This window comes from Methylolobus aquaticus, from assembly GCF_054172105.1.
The window spans coordinates 17,949-36,323 of record NZ_JBSYXP010000026.1 but is presented as its reverse complement, the minus strand read 5'-3'; the positions used below and the strand labels follow the sequence as shown (position 1 = coordinate 36,323).

General features: G+C 63.6%; 18 protein-coding genes. 16 read left to right on the top strand and 2 right to left on the bottom strand.

What is annotated here, in order from left to right; translation table 11 throughout:
- Positions 1 to 105: 105 nt before the first annotated feature.
- From ACW73L_RS21530 to ACW73L_RS21470, 13 genes are all read left to right on the top strand, one after another.
- Positions 106 to 522, top strand: coding sequence for a tyrosine-type recombinase/integrase (locus tag ACW73L_RS21530; RefSeq protein ID WP_498924598.1), 417 nt, complete (start codon positions 106 to 108; stop codon positions 520 to 522).
- Between the two features lie 117 nt (positions 523 to 639).
- Entirely contained in the window at positions 640 to 1,398 is a 759-nt protein-coding gene (locus ACW73L_RS21525) for a hypothetical protein (protein ID WP_498924597.1), read from the top strand.
- A gap of 112 nt (positions 1,399 to 1,510) precedes the next feature.
- The gene (locus tag ACW73L_RS21520; RefSeq protein WP_498924596.1) at positions 1,511 to 1,735 is read left to right on the top strand and encodes a helix-turn-helix transcriptional regulator; all 225 of its coding nucleotides are present in this window, start codon (positions 1,511 to 1,513) and stop codon (positions 1,733 to 1,735) included.
- A gap of 271 nt (positions 1,736 to 2,006) precedes the next feature.
- Positions 2,007 to 2,525 carry a hypothetical protein gene (locus tag ACW73L_RS21515; RefSeq protein ID WP_498924595.1) on the top strand — a complete coding sequence of 173 codons (519 nt, stop codon included), beginning with the start codon at positions 2,007 to 2,009 and terminating at the stop codon, positions 2,523 to 2,525.
- Entirely contained in the window at positions 2,522 to 2,701 is a 180-nt protein-coding gene (locus tag ACW73L_RS21510; protein WP_498924594.1) for a hypothetical protein, read from the top strand. The genes ACW73L_RS21515 and ACW73L_RS21510 overlap by 4 nt, the downstream gene beginning before the upstream one ends.
- On the top strand, positions 2,698 to 3,270 hold the full coding sequence (locus tag ACW73L_RS21505; RefSeq protein WP_498924593.1) for a hypothetical protein: 573 nt from the start codon (positions 2,698 to 2,700) through the stop codon (positions 3,268 to 3,270). The genes ACW73L_RS21510 and ACW73L_RS21505 overlap by 4 nt, the downstream gene beginning before the upstream one ends.
- Complete coding sequence (locus tag ACW73L_RS21500) at positions 3,263 to 4,207, top strand: toprim domain-containing protein (protein WP_498924592.1); 945 nt, start codon at positions 3,263 to 3,265, stop codon at positions 4,205 to 4,207. The genes ACW73L_RS21505 and ACW73L_RS21500 overlap by 8 nt, the downstream gene beginning before the upstream one ends.
- A complete protein-coding gene (locus tag ACW73L_RS21495) occupies positions 4,200 to 6,107 on the top strand; it encodes a hypothetical protein (RefSeq protein ID WP_498924591.1) in 1,908 nt (635 codons plus the stop codon). The genes ACW73L_RS21500 and ACW73L_RS21495 overlap by 8 nt, the downstream gene beginning before the upstream one ends.
- Positions 6,108 to 6,125: 18 nt before the next feature.
- A complete protein-coding gene (locus ACW73L_RS21490) occupies positions 6,126 to 6,635 on the top strand; it encodes a hypothetical protein (RefSeq protein ID WP_498924590.1) in 510 nt (169 codons plus the stop codon).
- Positions 6,636 to 6,768: 133 nt separating this feature from the next.
- Positions 6,769 to 7,164 carry a hypothetical protein gene (locus ACW73L_RS21485; protein WP_498924589.1) on the top strand — a complete coding sequence of 132 codons (396 nt, stop codon included), beginning with the start codon at positions 6,769 to 6,771 and terminating at the stop codon, positions 7,162 to 7,164.
- A gap of 526 nt (positions 7,165 to 7,690) precedes the next feature.
- On the top strand, positions 7,691 to 8,653 hold the full coding sequence (locus ACW73L_RS21480; protein ID WP_498924588.1) for a phage major capsid protein: 963 nt from the start codon (positions 7,691 to 7,693) through the stop codon (positions 8,651 to 8,653).
- Positions 8,654 to 8,655: 2 nt separating this feature from the next.
- Positions 8,656 to 9,129 carry a hypothetical protein gene (locus tag ACW73L_RS21475; protein ID WP_498924587.1) on the top strand — a complete coding sequence of 158 codons (474 nt, stop codon included), beginning with the start codon at positions 8,656 to 8,658 and terminating at the stop codon, positions 9,127 to 9,129.
- A gap of 100 nt (positions 9,130 to 9,229) precedes the next feature.
- Positions 9,230 to 9,562 carry a Mor transcription activator family protein gene (locus tag ACW73L_RS21470; protein WP_498924586.1) on the top strand — a complete coding sequence of 111 codons (333 nt, stop codon included), beginning with the start codon at positions 9,230 to 9,232 and terminating at the stop codon, positions 9,560 to 9,562.
- A gap of 806 nt (positions 9,563 to 10,368) precedes the next feature.
- On the opposite strand, the gene ACW73L_RS21465 is transcribed toward ACW73L_RS21470, so the two are convergent.
- On the bottom strand, positions 10,369 to 10,923 hold the full coding sequence (locus ACW73L_RS21465) for a hypothetical protein (protein ID WP_498924585.1): 555 nt from the start codon (positions 10,921 to 10,923) through the stop codon (positions 10,369 to 10,371).
- Between the two features lie 514 nt (positions 10,924 to 11,437).
- Between ACW73L_RS21465 and ACW73L_RS21460 the strand changes: the two genes are divergently transcribed.
- From ACW73L_RS21460 to ACW73L_RS21450, 3 genes are all read left to right on the top strand, one after another.
- Positions 11,438 to 14,200: an MGH1-like glycoside hydrolase domain-containing protein gene (locus ACW73L_RS21460; protein WP_498924584.1), complete on the top strand. Its 2,763-nt coding sequence runs from the start codon at positions 11,438 to 11,440 to the stop codon at positions 14,198 to 14,200.
- Between the two features lie 85 nt (positions 14,201 to 14,285).
- On the top strand, positions 14,286 to 15,299 hold the full coding sequence (gene glk, locus ACW73L_RS21455; protein WP_498924583.1) for a glucokinase: 1,014 nt from the start codon (positions 14,286 to 14,288) through the stop codon (positions 15,297 to 15,299).
- Positions 15,300 to 16,169 (top strand): alpha/beta fold hydrolase, encoded by an 870-nt coding sequence (locus ACW73L_RS21450; RefSeq protein WP_498924582.1) that lies wholly within the window; start codon positions 15,300 to 15,302, stop codon positions 16,167 to 16,169.
- 124 nt (positions 16,170 to 16,293) lie between these two features.
- Here the strand turns inward: ACW73L_RS21450 and ACW73L_RS21445 are convergent, their stop codons facing one another.
- Positions 16,294 to 17,982 carry a SulP family inorganic anion transporter gene (locus ACW73L_RS21445; RefSeq protein ID WP_498924581.1) on the bottom strand — a complete coding sequence of 563 codons (1,689 nt, stop codon included), beginning with the start codon at positions 17,980 to 17,982 and terminating at the stop codon, positions 16,294 to 16,296.
- Positions 17,983 to 18,375: the final 393 nt, after the last annotated feature.

The following is an 18,375-nucleotide window of genomic DNA, read 5'->3' as shown; positions in this document are numbered from 1 at the left end:
TGCGCTTCAGTCTCGACAACCGAATTGTCAGCAGGGTACGCCACCCGCTCAAGCCATCACCCCACGCTCGTACACCACTTCCGACTTTAGCTCCCGGCCGGGAAGATGAAGGCGCGCGTCCAGCACATCGTTCCGTTGTCGGCCCAGGCGCTGGCGATCCTGGACGAGATCCGCCCCCTGACTGGATCGGGTCGTTACGTGTTCCCGAGTGCTCGCTCTGCTGACCGTGCCATGAGTGAGAATGCGGTGCTGGCCGCACTTCGGCGGCTCGGGTACGAGAAGGGTGAGATGACCGGGCATGGCTTCCGCTCGCTGGCGTCGACGCGGCTGCATGAGATGGGCTGGAACTCCGACGTGATCGAGCGCCAGCTAGCCCACAGCGAACAGAATGCCGTCAAGGCGGCATACAACTATGCTCAGTTCCTGCCCGAGCGGCGCCGAATGATGCAGGCCTGGTCCGACTACCTGGACGGCTTACGCCGTGGCGCCGATGTGCGGGTGCTGAGGGCTGCCGGCGAATGACGGGGTGACGACCACCCCGACTGAATATGCTCGGCTAGGTTTGGCCGCCGAACACCCGTTCCTTCAGCGGGTCCGCCGAGCATCCAACTTCGAAGGATTCGCCTTGAAGGAGGCGATATGGTCAGTTATCTCGAATACCTGGCAGAAACCTTGCGCGCGGATGCACCGATTCGCCCCTGGTTTGATCTGCTGCGCTCTCCTGGCGAGGATCAGATAACCATTCTCCGATGGTGCCAGAAAACCATTGACGGGATCGATGGCATGAGCGCGGCGCGTAGGCCGTACGCCGAGAGCGTTCCTCCCGATATGGATGTGCTCGTGTGGGAAGCGCGGCTGATGCACTTCGCGATGATGCTGACCGACGAAGACCATAAGCTTTCCCCGTGGGATAAAGCACCCACCGAGCGCCGAGCGGCACACTGTAAACGGATCGCCGACCTCGCAAGGCAGCTGGCAGATGAGTTGTCGAAGGAAGACGCGCCACCCTACCCGTCCGCTCTGGGTCTGTTCGAGGATGAGCCCGCGCGGTGGCTGCTGCAGCAGCTGCAGCCAGGACGCAGCGGCGGATCGTTCTCCCCTCGCGACGACCTGGAGCGGGCCGGATCTGCGGACACTCAAGGTATGCCCGGACTTTTGCGACGGCTGGCCGAATGCGCCGATGAGCGGCGAGACTGGCCGAAACCCAACCCGCGCCCTAACTCGGGAATCAGTCCCGATGCGCGCGAATTCGCGTTGCTGGTGGCGTACGAATTGGACGCGCAGTATTCGAGAAAGCCTTACCCCGTCATCGCGGCATGTGTCAGGCTCAAATACCCAGCGATCCAGCATCCGCCACCGAATGAAGACCATGTTAGGGCCTGGTTAGGTGATCGCTGATGCAACCTATTGGCCGTTCTGCCCGCGTCAAGCCGAGAAAGCGGCCTAGAATCACGGCGGGATTCGCATAGAGAATCACGGCACCCCTTATAACGTCATTGGGTGCCGAGAAGTGAAAGAAGACCTCGTAGAGTTTGATGCGCTGCCGGATGCCGCGCATGTGCGCGTGCAGACGGTGGCGCGCCTGTATGGCTGCAGCGTTGAAACCATCTGGCGGCACTCGTCCAAGGGGTTAATCCCGAAGCCGGTCAGCTTCGGGCCGCGCATTACCGCTTGGAATGTCGGCGAACTGCGCCGGGCAATGGCTGAGGCGCGGGAAAGCCGCGAGTGTGCGTGATGATGTTGCGCACGGCGCCGGATCTGGCGCACAATAGAAACCGTTCCCCGGACGCATCCGGGGCCGGTATTGGCGTACCGGAAGCAAAGGCGCACACAGCGCCATCCATCGGCGCTTTTTTGTGCCCGATGGAAACCTTTATGGCGGGCCGTGCGCGCGCATCCCTTGGGATGGCCGGTCCCTTTGCCCGGTACGCCAACGCCGCACGGTTCCGCCCCCACACTGATTGGCGTCAGTCGGGGCGGACTCTCAACCAGCAAAGGAGTCCGACATGAACTCACCCACCCAGGGCGCAATCCGCCCGAATCCCACCCTGCCCGCTGCTTCGCAGATCGCCGACGACCTGGTCCGCGAGCGTCATCCGCTGGCGCCGACCGATGACGCCATCATCAGCCTGCCACGGTTCAAGCTTGTCGCCATGCTGGCTGAGGCCATCGAGCGTGCGGCTGTGCCTCGGCCAGCCGTCGATCAGGATCTGAGCCGAGAGTTTGGCCTCGTTTCGGCCTTTTGCTACTGCGCGAGGGCAGCAGTTGACTGCGGCGGCGTAGAGTTCGAGCGCGACATCATCGATCCGGCGTGCGTTCTGCTGGCCAGGGCAGGCATGGCCGCGGACAACGCATCGGATGAGGGCGAAAGCGGGCGCGGCGAGGCGCCGAGCATCCTCGCGATGCTGGCTGGCGTTAAGGCACTGCTTGAGTCGCACTCGCAGTTTGAGTCGCTGGAGGAGCTGTGCGATGCGCACACGGTTGTCATCCAAGCCATGAAGGTACTTGGGGGGATCGCCGGATGAACGCTCAAATCGAGGAAATTCGAGCCGAACTCGCCAACCTCAGCGACCTGATGCAGCTGCTCGGCGTCGACGCCACTTCGCGGGACGTGCAGGCGCTCGCCTGGACGGTCCACAACCTTCTTGAATCGGTTATAGGGCGGCTGGACCCGCCGCCATCGTCGGAGGGCGAGCGATGAGCGCAGGGACGAAGTACATGGCGCAGCTGCAAGATGACGCGATCGCTGCCGTTCCCGCATTGCTGCAGGCGGCGTCGGACCTAAAGTACCACGCAGGCGAGATGGCGCCGGATGCCGTTTACGGTGCCGTCGGTGGCTTGCTGGATGCCCTGGAATTGTTGGGCGCGATCTTTACCACGCACGCGCTGCAGTCGGCACTGTACCGCGTGGCGCGTGTCGACGCCGGCATGGCTGCAATTGCCGAAAAGCGCCTGCGGGCCAGGGCGGACGGCGGCGAGGACTTGGATCGGGATTTGTGTTCTGCGGTCTGCGGTGTTTCCGCATTTCTTGATTATTGCGCGCCCTTGCCGATGGCGCCCCGGATGGGGGCAATCATGGACGGACTGGCCGCTGCACTCCGCGTGCTGGGCGGCGTCGCCGAGTCTTTCGATGTAGATGATGTAGACATCGAAAGCGGGGCTTGGAGCGAGACGCAATGTGTCGACGCTCTTGTCAGGGCGTCGTTTCGGCACGGTCGCCTGATGGTGCAGGCCGCGACGTATGCCACGGAGGGCGCGGGCCATGCATGAGATCGAGGAGTTTAGGCAGTGGGTGGCCGCCGAGTACGGTTTGAGCGTCGATGGCGAACTGGTGGAGGACGGGCGATGGCACTACCAGCGCGTCGAGGGCGATCCGCGAGGCGCGAAGAAATTCGGCTACATCGTCGAGCGGATCGGCGACACGCTTCACATCGGGTTTTGCGACTTCAAGCGCAATGTGCGCGGCTGCTGGCGTGCCGATCGGCCGCGCTGGCTTTCGCCGGAAGAGTGGCGCGAACAGCAGGCGGAAATAGCGCGAGTCCGGCGCGAGCGGGAGCGTGCCGAGCGGGAGAATCACCTGCGGGCCGCTCGCGTCGCGCGTGCCATCTGGGACCAAGCCCGGCCGATTGCTGGCGACGCGCACCCGTACTTACAGCGCAAGGGGGTGCAGGCCTGCGGGCTGCGCGTGCATCACGGACCGTGGCGGAATGGCCGGATGGCGGATCGCCAGACCGACGGGCCGGTGCTCCTGGTGCCGATGCGCGACCTCGCCGACGGCAGCATCTGGAACGTGCAGGCGATCTTCCGCGACAAGGATAACCCGCTGCAGCGCGACAAGGACTTCTTGGTCGGTGGTCGCAAGACGGGCCTTTGTCATTGGCTGGGCCGGGAACGCACGGCGACGCTGCTGGTCGCCGAGGGCTACGCAACCGCGTACAGCTGCTTCGCGGATACCGGGTACCGGACGGCCATCGCCTTCGACGCGGGGAACCTGAAACCGGTCGCACTGGAGCTGCGGCGCCGATGCCGCGATGCCGTGTTGGTGGTGCTGGCGGATAACGACGTTGACGTCGTCGGTAATCCCGGACTCGCCAAGGCTCAGGAGGCCGCCGATGCCGTCGGCGGTTTCGTGGCGGTTCCGCCCGAACCATTTAACGACTTCAACGACTGGGTGGTGGAGCTGGCGCGGGGTGCTGCGCATGGCTAGAGGCGGCAATGGACCCCGCGGGCCGGGCGAGGTGATCGAGCTGGCCACCGCCAAGGGCAGCAAGAAGCGCGCGCACAACACCAACGACGGCGCCAGCTACACGATACACGACGGCGCCTTTCATCGCGTCGGCGAGAACACGTACCAACGACTGTGCAACTTCACGGCGCGCATCGTCGCCGAGGAAGTTCACGACGACGGCGAGGCGACGGACACGCATTTCGTGATCGAGGGCCGGCTTGAGGATGGGGCGGCGCTGCCGGCAGTGACCGTGCCAGCTGCCAGCTTTTCAGGTCTGGCGTGGATCGTGTCCGCGTGGGGGGCCCGACCGATCCTGAAAGCAGGGAACTCGATCAAGGATCACGTCCGCTGTGCGATCCAGACGCTGAGCCCCAGTCCCGAGCGAATCACGGTCTATACCCACTTGGGGTGGCGCTGTGTCGACGGCGAATGGGTCTATCTATCGGGCTCTGGCGCCATCGGCATCGATGGGCTGCGCGAGGATCTGCGGGTCGACCCTGGCCGCGGCAATATGGGCCGCTACGCGCTGCCGGCGCCCCCTGCTGGCCCGGTGTTGACGACTTCGGTACGTGCGACCCTGCAGCTCCTGGAGCTGGCGCCGGCGCACCCCGCTGTCGGCGCTGTCGCACTCGCCTGCATCTTTCGTGCGCCGATCGCCGTGCCCGTCGACTTCTCCTTGTTCGTCTCGGGGCTGTATCAGGCATACAAATCCGAGTTAGCCGCGCTAATGCTGGCTCACTTCGGCGACTTCACCGCCCGATCATTCCCTGCCAACTGGAGCGACACCGCCAGCGACCTGGAGGCGAAGGCCTACGCTGCGAAAGATGCTCCGTTCGTGATTGATGACTTTAAGCCGAGCGGCGGGACGGTCGAGGTTAACCGACTGCACGCCAAGGCCGATGCTGTGTTCCGTGGCGTCGGTAATCAGGCAGGACGGGGCCGGCGTGGTCCGGGCATGGAAGCGCAGCGCACCTTCTACCCCCGCGGGCTGGTGGTGGCGACGGGTGAAGACACGCCGCGGGGCGGCTCGGTGAAGGCACGCATGGTGGTGCTGAACCTCAGCCGCGGCGCCATCGATCGACACCGGCTGACACAGATGCAGGACCATGCCCGCGCTGGACTGTTCGCCGCCACGATGAGCGGCTTCCTGCGCTGGTTGGCCCAGCAGCTGCCGGATCTTCACCGCGACCTGCCGGGGCGGCAGCTGGCCCTCCGCGAGAAGATGATAGAGCGAGGACTGCCACCGGACCGGTCGGCTTCACAGGCCGCGTCGCTCTGGCTTGGGCTGGAACTGTTCATGCGGTTCGCCAGGGAGTCGGGTGCCGTCGGCGATGCCGAGGCGGACGAGATCCTGGAGCGCTGCGGCGTGGCGCTGCGGGGGCTTTTCGACTCGCAGCGGGAGGCGCAGCACGATGCAGACGAGACGCTCCAGTTCCTGCGGCTGCTGCGTGCGGCGCTGCTGTCGGGCCGGTGCCATTTGTCAGACCCAGTCAATCAAGGCCCTCCCGTCAAGCATCCGCACTTCTGCGGTTGGCGCAACATCGCCGGCAGCGCATCAGCAGATGATGAGAAGACGAGTAGTCAGGCCGCGGTTCAAGGCCCACGCCCGCAGGGCGTGCGGATCGGATGGGCGCCTGCCCTGCAGGACGAGGTGTGGTTGGAAGGCGAGTCGACTTATAGCGTCGTGCAGGCGCTGGCCCGCGAACAGGGCGAGCACTTGGCGATCGGCAAGTATCGACTGTGGCAGAACCTGCGGGAGCGAGACTTCCTGGCTCAGGTCGATGGCGATCGAAACAGCGTCGTAAAGCAGGCGGCCGGCGTGCGTGTCCGGCTTTACGTCATGCCCCGTCAGCACCTTGAGGGCGCCGCCGATTCCTAGACGTATCTACATAAAGTGGTGATTGTGGTGATTGTGGTGCAAGTCCAGAACCCATGCGGGTTGCAGCGACATTTCCCGCTCACCACTTTTTTTGAAAGTGGTGTAAGTGGTGATCATGCCGAGGAGTGCAGCGGCAAGGCCAGGTCACCACTTGCACCAGATTCAGGCGGATCAAAACGCCCGATTCACCACTTTCAAATGACGCAAGCAATTGTACTGCATACGGTTTTCCGCATGCGTCACCGCAAACACCACAATCACCGCTTTTTTCACCCTATAGGTACAGAAAACTTTCGCACAAACGAACGAAACCCAGTGCTGGCGCGGCTTCCAGCGGTTTTTGATGGCGGCAGTGATGGTGTGGTGTGCGCCGGACCTGAACGGATCGCCGTCGCAGATCTTGCCGTTGCCGGTTCGGGATGGCCGGCCTTGCTGAGGGATTCGATGCAAGTCTCTGTTTTATGGGTCCTTTCTGGACATGGAAACCGCAGGTATGTTGGCGTGCGATTAGGCGCTAGTGGAACATAGTTACATATGGAAACTTTATCGATGAACAATCAATTGATAGGTTGCAGTTATGAGTAGGGCACCAAGCAGGGCATCTATCGCGCGTGCGCTTGGGGTCGGAAAGGCCCAGGTTTCGAAGTGCGTCAGTCGCGGAATGCCGACGACATCGATCGCCGAGGCATCGCGCTGGTATTCCAACAACATCCGCCCCCGGGCTGGGGGTCGCGGCATCGACGGCCCACACTCCGCTGAAATCGCGGAGTCGAAGGCGCGGCAGCAGGCTGCCGCCGCTGAAATGCTTGAGGCGAAAGCGGCAAAGATGCGGTCGGAGCTGGTGGACAAAGCGGGCGTCGAGCGGGCGGCTCGCGAGACGGGGAAGCTCTTGATGCAGCGACTGGCTGGCGACTTTCCGGCTCGGGTCGCCGCTGAACTTGCGGAAATTACCGATCCATGGACGGCCGAATGCCGGCTGCGCTCGCTGTTGCGGGAGGCCCTGACCGCAGTGTCGATCGAGGTACGCAGCATGCCAGATCCCGCCGCCGATGCCTGACCTGGTCGAAGTTGCCGATGCGCTGCGGCCGGTGCGACCAGACCTCTCGGACTGGCTAGCCGGCGCTCTGTCTGCGGATGATCCGGTTGTCGCGCTCGGGATTTCCCGAGCCAGTCGGCGGCGAGCGGCGACCTTTTGGCTACGGTTCGCGGCTGACCAGCTGCCCGAAGCTTCGAGCTGGCATCGCGCGCTTGAGCTCGAGCGGCGACTATCTCGGCTGTCTCGCGTCCGGTTCCTTGACGAGGTCGATCAGGCGCTAGTGCGCGCCCAGTCTGCCGGGCGGATCCCGCGTAGTGCAAGGCGGATCTACGACCTGATCCGCTGACAAATTCGCCGCGCAGCGTCAGTGCTGCCCGCGATACCGTAGCTCCATGATGATGGAGTCCACCGAATGAAAACCCCCACCACCGCCCAGCCGTTCGGGCTGGATCGTTACCACACGGCAGACCTCGCCGAAGCTGTGCGCGATGCCGTACTTTTGCAGTGTCGTGCCCGATCGCCGGGCGCGAGAATGCACCCGATCGCAATGGCCGCGCTGCAGGACGACCGACTGGACGACCTGTCAATCGGCGGGCTGGCCCATGAACTTGGCCGGCGCGACTTGGCTGCTTCGCAACACCCCGAGCGGGCCGGCGCACGCCATCTTGCCGTGATGGCCGGCGCTTCGACCTCTGATTTCCGCTCGGCGCTGGCTGACACGTGCCGTGGTCTGGTTGCGAAATCGTTCGAGGTCGCGACAGATCACCGAGAATTTGCCCAGATCGTCGAAAGCCCAGACCTCCGCACCTTCACGCTGGCCGATGCGGTCGGCGATGAAGTCGACGCCGTGAACGAGTCTGGCGAGTATGCCACCTCGTCCGTCACGACCAGCGAGGGGCAATCGCTCCAAGTCTCCCGATTCGGGCGGATTCTGTCGGTATCGCCGGACGTGCTCATAAACGACGAGCTGGCTTCGGTGTGGCGCGCTGTCGACTCGATTTCGTCGTCTGCCGGCCGGCTGGAGGCGCGGCTATTGACGGGGCTGCTGGCCGGCGTGCCCGCGCTGCCGGACGGCCCGATGTTCGATGCCACCAATTCCGTGGCGGTCGGCGATCCCTTCAACGTGGCCGGCTTCAGCGCGGCGACCGCGCTGCTCCGCGGTCAGCGGGCTGCCCCGGGCGGGCACGAACTGAACCTCAAGCCGCGCTTCGTGCTAACCAACCCGGCTCACGAATGGGTCGTGAGGCAGATCCTGGCGCTGTGCGGCCAAACTGCCGACGTGACCGTCTACCCGCACCCGGCGCTGAGCCCGGGTGTGGCGTACTGGCTGGCCGGGAGTGGCGAGCATGCGGCGCTCGGGCTCTGCTTTTTGGGGCGGCAGGACCGTCCCGTCGTCACCATCCGACCGCCGAGCGTGGCCGATTCGCTGCTCTCGATCAAGGTCGAGCACTACGTCGGCGGCGCACTGCTGGGGCGTACGGGCATCGTTCGCGTGACTTCGGAGGGCTGACCGTGGAACTGAGTGTGGAGAAGATTAGAACCTTCCTGGCCGGGGTGCGCTCGTCTGTCGCTAAGCTGGACGAGCGCATCGAATCGCTTGAGGCTGAGCGGCGCGACGTCCTGGCGCTGCCGCGCGATCGCGCGATGGTGCGGGATGCAGTGCTCGGCGAGTTGGCGAACTCGGGGGCGCTGGGCGTCGAGCGACTGCGGGCAAAGCTGGCGGCGCTGCAGGATTCGCGCAGGCCCTTTGCTGTGCCTTCCCTGCTGTGGACTGGCGGCTCTGCCGATGACGACCTACTGGCGCACCTGCTGCGCGGACTGGTGCTCGAATTGGTCGAGGCCGAAATTCAGGCCTTGCCGGTTGGAATCTCCGATGACGACCGCGCCGAGAAGCTGGCCGCGATTGACGCAGAGTTGGAGCGGCTGCGCGCATCGCGTGCCGAGGCGCTCGAAGCAAGCCGGGCCGGCGACGGTGTTCTGGTCTGAGAATCTACGGGGCAGTCACGTCGCCCCGGCGATCGGTCCGGCGCACCGCGCGACTGGGTACCGCGAAACGCGCCTACTTGACTTTCGGCCAGTGTCAGGAATGCCGCACTCCGAACATGAGAACACGCTGCTTCCCGCACTTCGGCGACTGATCACCGAGGAACTCGGCCGGCTGTCGGTCGACCCTGCCGAGGCAACGCACGCCGCGAACAGGATCTGTGCCCGGATCTGCCGCGGCTTCGGCGGCGAGTCGCACTGGTTGCCGATGACCGACCGGGAAACGCGCAACGCCGAGATCCTGGACGGGCTCCGGCGCGGGCGTTCCGCCGAGCAGGTTGCAGCAGCGGTCTGCTGCAGTGTGGTCACGGTGCGGCGAGTGCTCGCCGAGTCGCGGCGGCGTCAGGGCCTAGGCCGCCCAGGCTGGGAACTGTGACGGCTGCCTTTATCGATCAACGCACGTCGAGCCGGCTTCGGCCCGCCCGCCGTGCAAACGGTTCCGACCGGTTCTTGCCGGGGCTGGTCGGAAACTTGGGGCTCGCGTGCTGCTCACGCGAGCGACGGCGCTCCCGCGGAATCGGCCCCGCTACGCGCCACCTCTCCCTGATGTGCCTCAATGCCGACGCTTCCGCCACCGATTCGCGTTGAAACAGACGACACCGCCATCCTGGCCGCTGTCCAGTCTGCTGGACTAGCTGATAGGGCACGGGCTGAGCGGCGACGTGTGGGGCCGCGTGGCTCATTCGCGATGCTGGTTCACGGTACTGAGCCGATGACGGCAACTGCATTCGTGTCCTTTCACGATGGGTGGCTGCAGCTATCCGGCGATGCACTTGATGTGCTGGTTGCGGCGCGAGCCGCGATAGGTGGGCCAGGTTCGCGCGCGCTTCACTGATCAGGCTCTGACGGCTACAGGGTGACGGTACGCCGCACGGTACAGCGGCAAAATAACCGGAGTGATTGCCATAGGGAACAAAAGCTTGAGTTCCTTTGTGGTTCCGACCTCACCTCCATCACTCTTTCCTGAACGTACTCGCGGCATTGCGCCTGTACTCCAGCCGCTGTCGAACCGGATCGGCGTCGCAGTGCTGTTCGGCACGACGCACAATCCGGCTCGAAACATGGGCTAAACCGTCTAGCTGATACGCCCCTCGCCGCGGCGCACCACCGTTTGCCGCATGAGCACCATGGCGCAAGGGCGCTTGCGGCGCTGATGCAGCGACGTCAGGCCTTGCGGCTCCATCAATGCCAGCCCCCGTATTGCTTCGTCGGATCGCCCTTAAAGCTCTCGGTGGTCTGAGCACCGCCACTCCCGCCACCGGATTTCCGCCGCTGTGCAATGGCTGCACCGGCCGCCTTCGCCAAGTTGGCCTCGCTGAGCCCACCGAGTCCCATTGCCGTATTGACGACAATGGTCGTCACCGCGCTGATGTCCTGCTCGACCGCGTCGGGGTTGGTGACGGCTGCCTTGATGGGTTCCCCGGGATTTTCGGCCGGATACGCCGTGATGACGAGTGGATAGCGAGTTCCCGCAGGAATCGTCAGTTGGTATACCGAATCGCCCTTCAACTCGGTCCGCGCTGCCACCACCCCCGCACCATCAGTCGCTTCGATCGTCGCTGCCGTCACGGGCCCATCGTCGTTCAGCACGTGCCCGGTCAGTTGAGTCGACACCGGCGCGGCCCCGGAGCGACTGCCCGATGGTGCGTTATCGCAGCCCGCCGCGCAGGCGATCGTCACTGCAAGCAACAGCCGAGCCCCGGCCCCAGCCATTTTTCTATCGTGCTCGGATTTCATGCAACCTCCTTTCCTCGCAAAGAATGCTGAAGGCAGGCTCGGAACTCGCCGGCTGCCATCTGTTATTGTTTCGCTCGTTTCGGGCACCTTGATGGAATCTGCTGCCTCCCTACCGAAGGCCAGCAGTCGGGGGCGAATCCTAACACCGACGCGAGCGGATCGCTGCATGCTTCGCGCGAGCGTGGGCCGGCCTCGGGATTGACGCTGACGAACCGCCAACCCTACGAGTTCCCGTCTTGGCGCTGAAACACAGTATTGGCAGTCGCCGCGTCTTCACAGGCTAGCGGGGATGTCCTAATGTGAGAATCCGCCACGGGTCGTCGCCGTATGGGTAGCCACAACGCGACAGTACCTTACGGGGACGGGTCTTTCGTCGGGACCCACCAGCCCATGGCGGAAGATCACAACCGGCGTGACTCCGGCCTTGCCGAACCAAACGCCGCGATGGCCGACCCCCACCACCGCGCCTTTCCGAAACTGACGGAATCGGGTCCCCCCGGGAGATACGCAAGAAATGGCTCGCAGCAAATCAGTCCCCGCACAATCCGAGCACGAACGCCTCCAACAAGCCAACACGGGCGCGGCGCCCTGGAAGAAGTGGGGCCCTTATCTGGCCGAACGCCAGTGGGGCACGGTTCGGGAAGATTACAGTCCGTCGGGCGATGCCTGGAATTATTTCACCCACGATCAGGCCCGCTCGCGCGCCTACCGCTGGGGCGAGGACGGCCTCGCGGGTTTTTGCGATGACCACCAGATTCTCTGTTTCGCACTCGCTCTTTGGAACGGGCGTGACGCGATCCTGAAGGAACGCCTGTTCGGGCTCTCGAATACCGAGGGCAACCATGGCGAGGACGTCAAGGAATACTATTTCTACCTGGACAGTACACCGACTCACTCATACCTGAAGTGGTTGTACAAATACCCTCAGGGCGCCTTTCCCTATGCGGATCTGGTCGAAACGAACCGCAAGCGAAGCAGGCAGGAACCGGAATTCGAATTGCTGGACACGGGCATCTTCGACGACGACCGCTACTTTGACATCACCGTCGAGTACGCCAAGGCGGCCCCGGACGATGTGCTGATCGCGATTACCGTGATCAACCGCGGCCCGGATCCGGCTACGGCGCATCTGCTGCCCACCCTGTGGTTCCGCAACACGTGGTCTTGGGCTGGCGGCGGCACGAAGCCCGAGTTGTCGGCGTCCGGCGGCGCCGATTCGGTCGCGATCAACGCTCACCATACCGATCCGCTGTTCCAGCAATTTCTCGACGACTACACCCTGCACTGCGAAGGATCACCCGATCTGCTCTTCACCGACAATGAAACCAACCAGGCACGGCTGTTCGGCGGCGTCAATGCCGGGCCTTACGTGAAGGACGGCATCGATGAGTATCTCGTACAAGGCAAGAAGACCATCAATCCTGCCCAGCGAGGCACGAAAGCCGCCGCACACTACCGGCTCGACCTGGAACCCGGGGAATCCCGGATGTTGCGGCTACGACTCGCCAGCGCCGAGGCCCGCGCGGCAGCGGTGCCGTTTTCGGATTTCGAAGCGGTGTTGACCGCGCGCCGCACGGAGTCCGACGCCTTCTACGCACAGATCATTCCGCCTGCAGTGCAGGCTGACGTTGACCGCGCCCGAGTCATGCGCCAGGCCCTGGCCGGCATGCTGTGGACGAAACAGTATTTTTACTACGACGTCGACCGATGGCTGGAAGAGCGCGATGTTCGTCCGGAAACCAAACCCGAGCAGCGCCAACACGTCCGTAATAGCGACTGGTTCCACATGTACGCCGACGACATCATTTCGATGCCGGACAAATGGGAATACCCGTGGTTCGCGGCCTGGGACCTCGCCTTCCACATGATCCCGCTGGGCCTCGTCGACCCCGCCTTCGCCAAGGCGCAACTCGACCTGATCCTGCGCAACGATTATCTCCACCCGAACGGGCAGATCCCGGCCTATGAATGGAATTTCGGGGACGTCAATCCGCCCGTGCATGCCTGGGCGACGATACATACCTATCTGCTCGACCGGGAACGGAATGGCGGCCAGGGCGACATCGATTTCCTCAAGTACGCCTTCTCGAAGTTACTGATCAACTTCACGTGGTGGGTCAACCGCAAGGATCAAGGCGGCAACAACATCTTCGAAGGCGGGTTTCTCGGCCTGGACAACATCGGCGTCTTCGACCGCAGTTCTCCGTTGCCGACCGGCGGCTATTTGGAGCAGGCCGACGGTACCGCCTGGATGGTTTTCTTCAGCCAGCAGATGCTGCGGATCGCCGTCGAACTGGCATTGCATGATCCCTTGTACGAGGAGTACGTCGAGAAGTTCTTCGAACACACGATGTGGATAGGCGGTGCCATGGACTGCATCGGTGTCCAACAGGACGAATTGTGGGACGAAGACGACGGATTCTTTTACGACGTGCTGCGTCTGCCCGATGGCACCTCGACCCGCCTGAAAGTGCGCTCCATGGTGGGCCTGCTGCCGCTCGCCGCCATTGCGGTGTTCGAGGACGATATCCTGAGCCGCCTGCCCTCGTTCGGACAACGCGCCGCCGCCTTCATGGCGCGGCACCCGGAGTTGTGCGGCACCGTCCATTTGCCCACCGAACCCGGTGTTGCCGGGCGGCGGATGCTCTCGTTGTTCACCGAGGACAAACTGCGCCGCATCCTGTCGCGGATGCTGGATGAGAACGAATTCCTCGGCGAGTTCGGCATCCGGGCCCTGTCCCGCTTCCATCAGGAAAGTCCTTTCGTGTTCCATGCCAACGGACACGAGTTCCGCGTTCAGTACCTGCCCGGGGATTCGGACAGCGGGATGTTCGGTGGCAATTCGAACTGGCGGGGGCCAGTCTGGATGCCCGTCAATCTGCTCCTTTATCTGGCGCTGATCCGTCTCTACACCTATTACGGCGACGAGTTCCGTGTGGAGTGCCCCACCGGTTCGGGGCAGCAGATGACCCTGCTCGAGGTGGCGAAGGAACTGGGCGAGCGCCTGACCCGGTTGTTTCTCCGCTCGCCCGAGCGGCGCAGACCGGTTTTCGGTACGGCGGACAAGTTCCAGGAGGATCCCCACTGGCGCGATTTGCTGCAGTTCTACGAGTACTTCCATGGCGACAACGGTGCCGGCCTCGGTGCCAGTCACCAGACCGGCTGGACCGGCTGCATCGCGCGCATCATTCAGTTGAACAGCCTGTTAACCGCCGAAGCCTTGTTGCCACCTGGAACAGACGGCAAGATGTTCGCTCCTTCGGTATCGAAACCGTAGCGGGTGTGCGTTTGCGCACGCTCGTCCGCCCCGTGGCCTGCGATGCAACGCATCCTCCGCCCCACAGAGACAAAGTCAGAAACTCATGATACTCGCCGGTGATATTGGCGGAACCAAGACGGTTCTCGCCCTGTACGGTGCCGAAGATCCGATCGACCGCCCGTTTCGTTCGCAGAAGTTTGCCAGCGGCAGCTACGATGCGCTGGAACCGATCATCGCCGAGTTTCTGCGCGGCATCGAACCCACGCCGCGCGTCGGTGCCTTCGGCATCGCCGGGCCCATCCAGGGGCGCCGTGTGCAGACGACCAACCTGCCGTGGCTGATCGACGCCGACGAACTTGAGAGACGCTTCCATTTCCGCACCGTGGATCTGCTCAACGATCTGCAGGCCACGGCCTCTGCCGTGCCCTTCCTGTTGGCCGATGACATTTGCACCCTGAGCGCCGGGGTGCCGGTGCCACAGGGCCCCATCGCCGTGATTGCGCCCGGCACGGGCCTGGGCATGGCCTTGATGGTCCCCACCGATGACGGTTTTCGCGCCCTGCCCTCCGAAGGCGGCCATAGTTCGTTCAGTCCGGTGACGGCTGACGAGGTCGGGCTACTGACCTTCCTCCAGGACCGCTTCGGCCATGTGAGCTTCGAGCGCATCTGCTCCGGCAGCGGCCTGCCGAACATTTACGACTACCTGCTCGACACCGGCCGCTACGAGGAGCCCGATTGGCTGCGGGAACAACTGGCCACTGCGGCCGACAGGACCCCGATCATCGTAGGGGCAGCGATGGAGCAGCGCGCTCCGCTATGCGCCGCCACACTGGATCTGTTCGTCACCACACTGGCGAGCGCCATCGGCAACGTCGCCCTACTGACGCTGCCGACCGGCGGCATCTACCTCGGTGGCGGCATTCCGCCCCGTATTCTGTCGCGTTTGCGCAAACGCGACTTTCTGGAGAGGATCGTGTCGAAGGGGCGCTCCCGTGGCCTGATCGAACGGTTTCCGGTTCATGTGATCCTCGACGCGCAGGCGGCGCTCCACGGCGCCGCCTGGCACGCGCGCCGGAAGGCCGGCGAAGTCCCTGAGGACGACACGGCCCCTGATTGATTGACCAAGACGGGCCCTTCCTTGTCGACCACCGGTCCCGCCTACGGATTACAGAACTGCCGGCTGTCCCCCACCGAGCCCGAGGAACTGGCCGTCACCTTGCACTCACGCGCCTACGGCACGGCCGGACCGCCCGTCGTGATCCTCCACGGCCTGCTCGGCTCTCATCGAAACTGGCGGTCAATCGCCCAGTCGCTGGCAGCGGATCATCGCGTCCATGCGGCCGATCTCCGCAACCACGGCGAGTCCCCGCATTCGGACCAGATGGACTATCCACATCTCACGGCCGATGTGGCTCGCCTGCTCCATGGTCTTGAAGTCGAACGGGTGCGGCTGATCGGACACAGTCTGGGCGGCAAGGTCGCGATGTGCCTTGCGTTGGCCGAACCGCACCTGGTGGAGTCGGTGGCCATCGTCGACATGGCGCCGGTAGCCTACCCGAACCGCAATGCACCCATTCTCGACGCCCTTCGCAACCTGCCCCTTGCGGAATTGTCGGACCGGCGCAGCGCCGACCGACAGTTGGCCGAAACGATTTCCGATGCGTCCCTGCGTCAATTCCTGCTGACCAATCTCGTGCAGACCCGCGACGGGTTTTCCTGGCAGCCGAATATTGCGGTCCTCGCCAGTGCCGGCCCGGTGCTTTCCGACTTTCCCACCTTCAGCCCTGAGACGGCCTTCCCCGGACCGGCCTTATTCATCTCGGGTGCCTTGTCCCCCTACCGGGTCAGGGATCATCGCGACGCCATCGGCACGCTGTTTCCGGAGGCCAGTCATCGCGAGATTGCGGGCGCCGGACACTGGCCGCATGTCGAATCCCCGACCGAATTTCTGTCGGTCCTCCGGGATTTTCTGACCGAGCCCAGCTGACCTCGCCCACTTTCCGGGCCTGTGTCGATCACAGCACTCCCTGCACGCCTCCCCCATTTCGATCCGGGAAACCTTGCCCCCGCTGGGGCAGCGCGCATGCAACCGCCTCGGGCCCTGGCACGGTCTAGGCCGCCTGGACCGTGGTTTGGCGGGGCTCTACGGTAGCGGCTGCGAGCGTCGGCGGTGCAGTCCCACCGGCAGTGATCGATACCAAGACCGGCAAGGGATTCGGGTTCCTGACAGGGTTTCCCAACGCCTTCTTCCCTCGCGGCACTGCCGCCGTCTCAAGCCCACGCAACTCCAGTGCAATGTTGTCGTCCACCGCGGAGCGGCGGTAGTCGTAGAGGGTCTCGAGGATGTCCTGGTCGATGAACTGAGCCCGATGCCCGTCGATGATCAAGGAACTCCATGGTTCGACCTGTTCCAACAACTCGCGCAGTAATGGCTTGTTCAGGAAAGACACGTCCTTTTGCAGGCGCAGAAGGTAGTTGTTGCCATCCCGAGTCAAGGTGAGTGCGGCATGGAAGTTGGCTCGCATCACGTAGAAAAGACCGCACAGCATGCCGATCCCCATACCCTTCAGCAGATCCGTGAACAGGATTGCGATGATGGTGACAACGAAAGGCACGATCTGGTTTGTCCCCTTGCGATAGAGCTCCATGAATAATTTGGGCTTCGCCAGTTTGTAACCCGTCAGCAGCAGGATTGCGGCAAGGCAGGCCAGCGGAATCATGTTCAGAACTCGCGCGATGAACAGGACGCTGACAAGCAGGAGAATGCCATGCAGGAAGCACGAGACCTTGGTATGCGCGCCGGCATTGATGTTGGCCGATCCGCGGACGATGACCGCCGTCAGGGGTAACCCCCCGAGCATGCCGCTGAGGATATTGCCCAAGCCTTGTGCCTTGAGTTCCCGGTTGGTCGGGGCGACCCTACGCAAGGGGTCGAGCTTGTCAACGGCTTCGAGGCTCAGCAAGGTTTCCAGGCTCGCGACGACCGCCAGTGTCCCGGCCACCACCCAGACTTGCGGGTCGGTGATGCGGGAGTAATCGGGAAAAGTCAACTGATGGATGAAGCCGTCGAGATTGTCGATGGACGGCAGGCTGACCAAGTGGTGTGCAGCGATCGCCAAGGTCGGGGAAATCTCCGGCGCCAGCTGGTTGAAGGCAAGGCCCCACAGCACCGCGACCAATGGCCCGGGAATGAATCTGAGCCACGCCAACTTCCGGATGGCTGGCGCTTCCCACAGCAGCATGATCAGAAGCGATACGGTGCTGACGATGATCGCGCCCGGCGAGATCGCCTTCAACGCAACCGCGATCTCGGACAAGGTGGTCTGGGAGTCCAGTTGAAGATAGGCCTCGTCACCGACGAAATCGGCGTCATAGCCCACCGCATGAGGAATCTGTTTCAGGATCAGAATAAGTCCGATCGCCGCCAACATGCCCTTGATCACCGACGAGGGGAAGTAAGCCCCGATGGTGCCCGCCTTGGCAAAGCCCAGGACCGCCTGCATGGCGCCGGCGAGTACGACGCTGAGCAGCAAGGCCGGAAATCCGCCCAACTGCTCGATCGCAGCCATGACAATGACCGTCAGGCCCGCAGCCGGCCCGCTGACGCTGACCTGCGAACCACTGGCCCAGGACACCACCAGGCCTCCGATGATCCCCGCGACGATGCCCGACAGCAAAGGCGCACCCGAGGCCAGCGCAATCCCGAGACACAAGGGCAACGCGACCAGGAACACCACGAGTCCGGCAGGAATGTCCTGCCCCAGGTGCGCCAGATAGTAGTTCAGTTGTTTCCGAATCATACGGTGGTCTCCTCCGACGGCGATCTGAGCAGAGTCGGGAAAGGGGTTCCCGACGCCGGCGAGTCGGCATTCCGCAAGCAGCGGTCAGTCAGCGCGACACGCGTGTTATGTTTTGCTAGCGAATGAAGGCCGGACACGGTATCGACATTACGTTTCGATACGCAACCATCTGTCGTTCGCGATCGAAACCATACGCCCCGGAGTCGGGATTTGCAAGTGGCCATTCGCAGGTATGATCAGGCGTCCGCGTTGCGCGGAATTCCGAGCGCGGTCCGGGTTCTGGCCTCCCCGCCTTGGCACCGAACACGGTGCGAATGCTTGTTACCGCAACGCATATCTGCCCTAACTTGCGGCCGACCTGACAAAACATGCCCCATGTTGGGTTTTCAACAC

Excerpts from the sequence above, each read along its gene's own strand:
- ACW73L_RS21445 (WP_498924581.1), bottom strand. The coding sequence starts at position 17,982 with ATGATTCGGAAACAACTGAACTACTATCTGGCGCACCTGGGGCAGGAC.
- ACW73L_RS21505 (WP_498924593.1), top strand. The coding sequence starts at position 2,698 with ATGAGCGCAGGGACGAAGTACATGGCGCAGCTGCAAGATGACGCGATC.
- ACW73L_RS21510 (WP_498924594.1), top strand. The coding sequence starts at position 2,522 with ATGAACGCTCAAATCGAGGAAATTCGAGCCGAACTCGCCAACCTCAGC.
- ACW73L_RS21515 (WP_498924595.1), top strand. The coding sequence starts at position 2,007 with ATGAACTCACCCACCCAGGGCGCAATCCGCCCGAATCCCACCCTGCCC.
- glk (WP_498924583.1), top strand. The coding sequence starts at position 14,286 with ATGATACTCGCCGGTGATATTGGCGGAACCAAGACGGTTCTCGCCCTG.
- ACW73L_RS21530 (WP_498924598.1), top strand. The coding sequence starts at position 106 with ATGAAGGCGCGCGTCCAGCACATCGTTCCGTTGTCGGCCCAGGCGCTG.
- ACW73L_RS21485 (WP_498924589.1), top strand. The coding sequence starts at position 6,769 with ATGCCGACGACATCGATCGCCGAGGCATCGCGCTGGTATTCCAACAAC.
- ACW73L_RS21480 (WP_498924588.1), top strand. The coding sequence starts at position 7,691 with ATGGCCGCGCTGCAGGACGACCGACTGGACGACCTGTCAATCGGCGGG.
- ACW73L_RS21470 (WP_498924586.1), top strand. The coding sequence starts at position 9,230 with ATGCCGCACTCCGAACATGAGAACACGCTGCTTCCCGCACTTCGGCGA.
- ACW73L_RS21495 (WP_498924591.1), top strand. The coding sequence starts at position 4,200 with ATGGCTAGAGGCGGCAATGGACCCCGCGGGCCGGGCGAGGTGATCGAG.
- ACW73L_RS21460 (WP_498924584.1), top strand. The coding sequence starts at position 11,438 with ATGGCTCGCAGCAAATCAGTCCCCGCACAATCCGAGCACGAACGCCTC.
- ACW73L_RS21465 (WP_498924585.1), bottom strand. The coding sequence starts at position 10,923 with ATGAAATCCGAGCACGATAGAAAAATGGCTGGGGCCGGGGCTCGGCTG.
- ACW73L_RS21525 (WP_498924597.1), top strand. The coding sequence starts at position 640 with ATGGTCAGTTATCTCGAATACCTGGCAGAAACCTTGCGCGCGGATGCA.
- ACW73L_RS21500 (WP_498924592.1), top strand. The coding sequence starts at position 3,263 with ATGCATGAGATCGAGGAGTTTAGGCAGTGGGTGGCCGCCGAGTACGGT.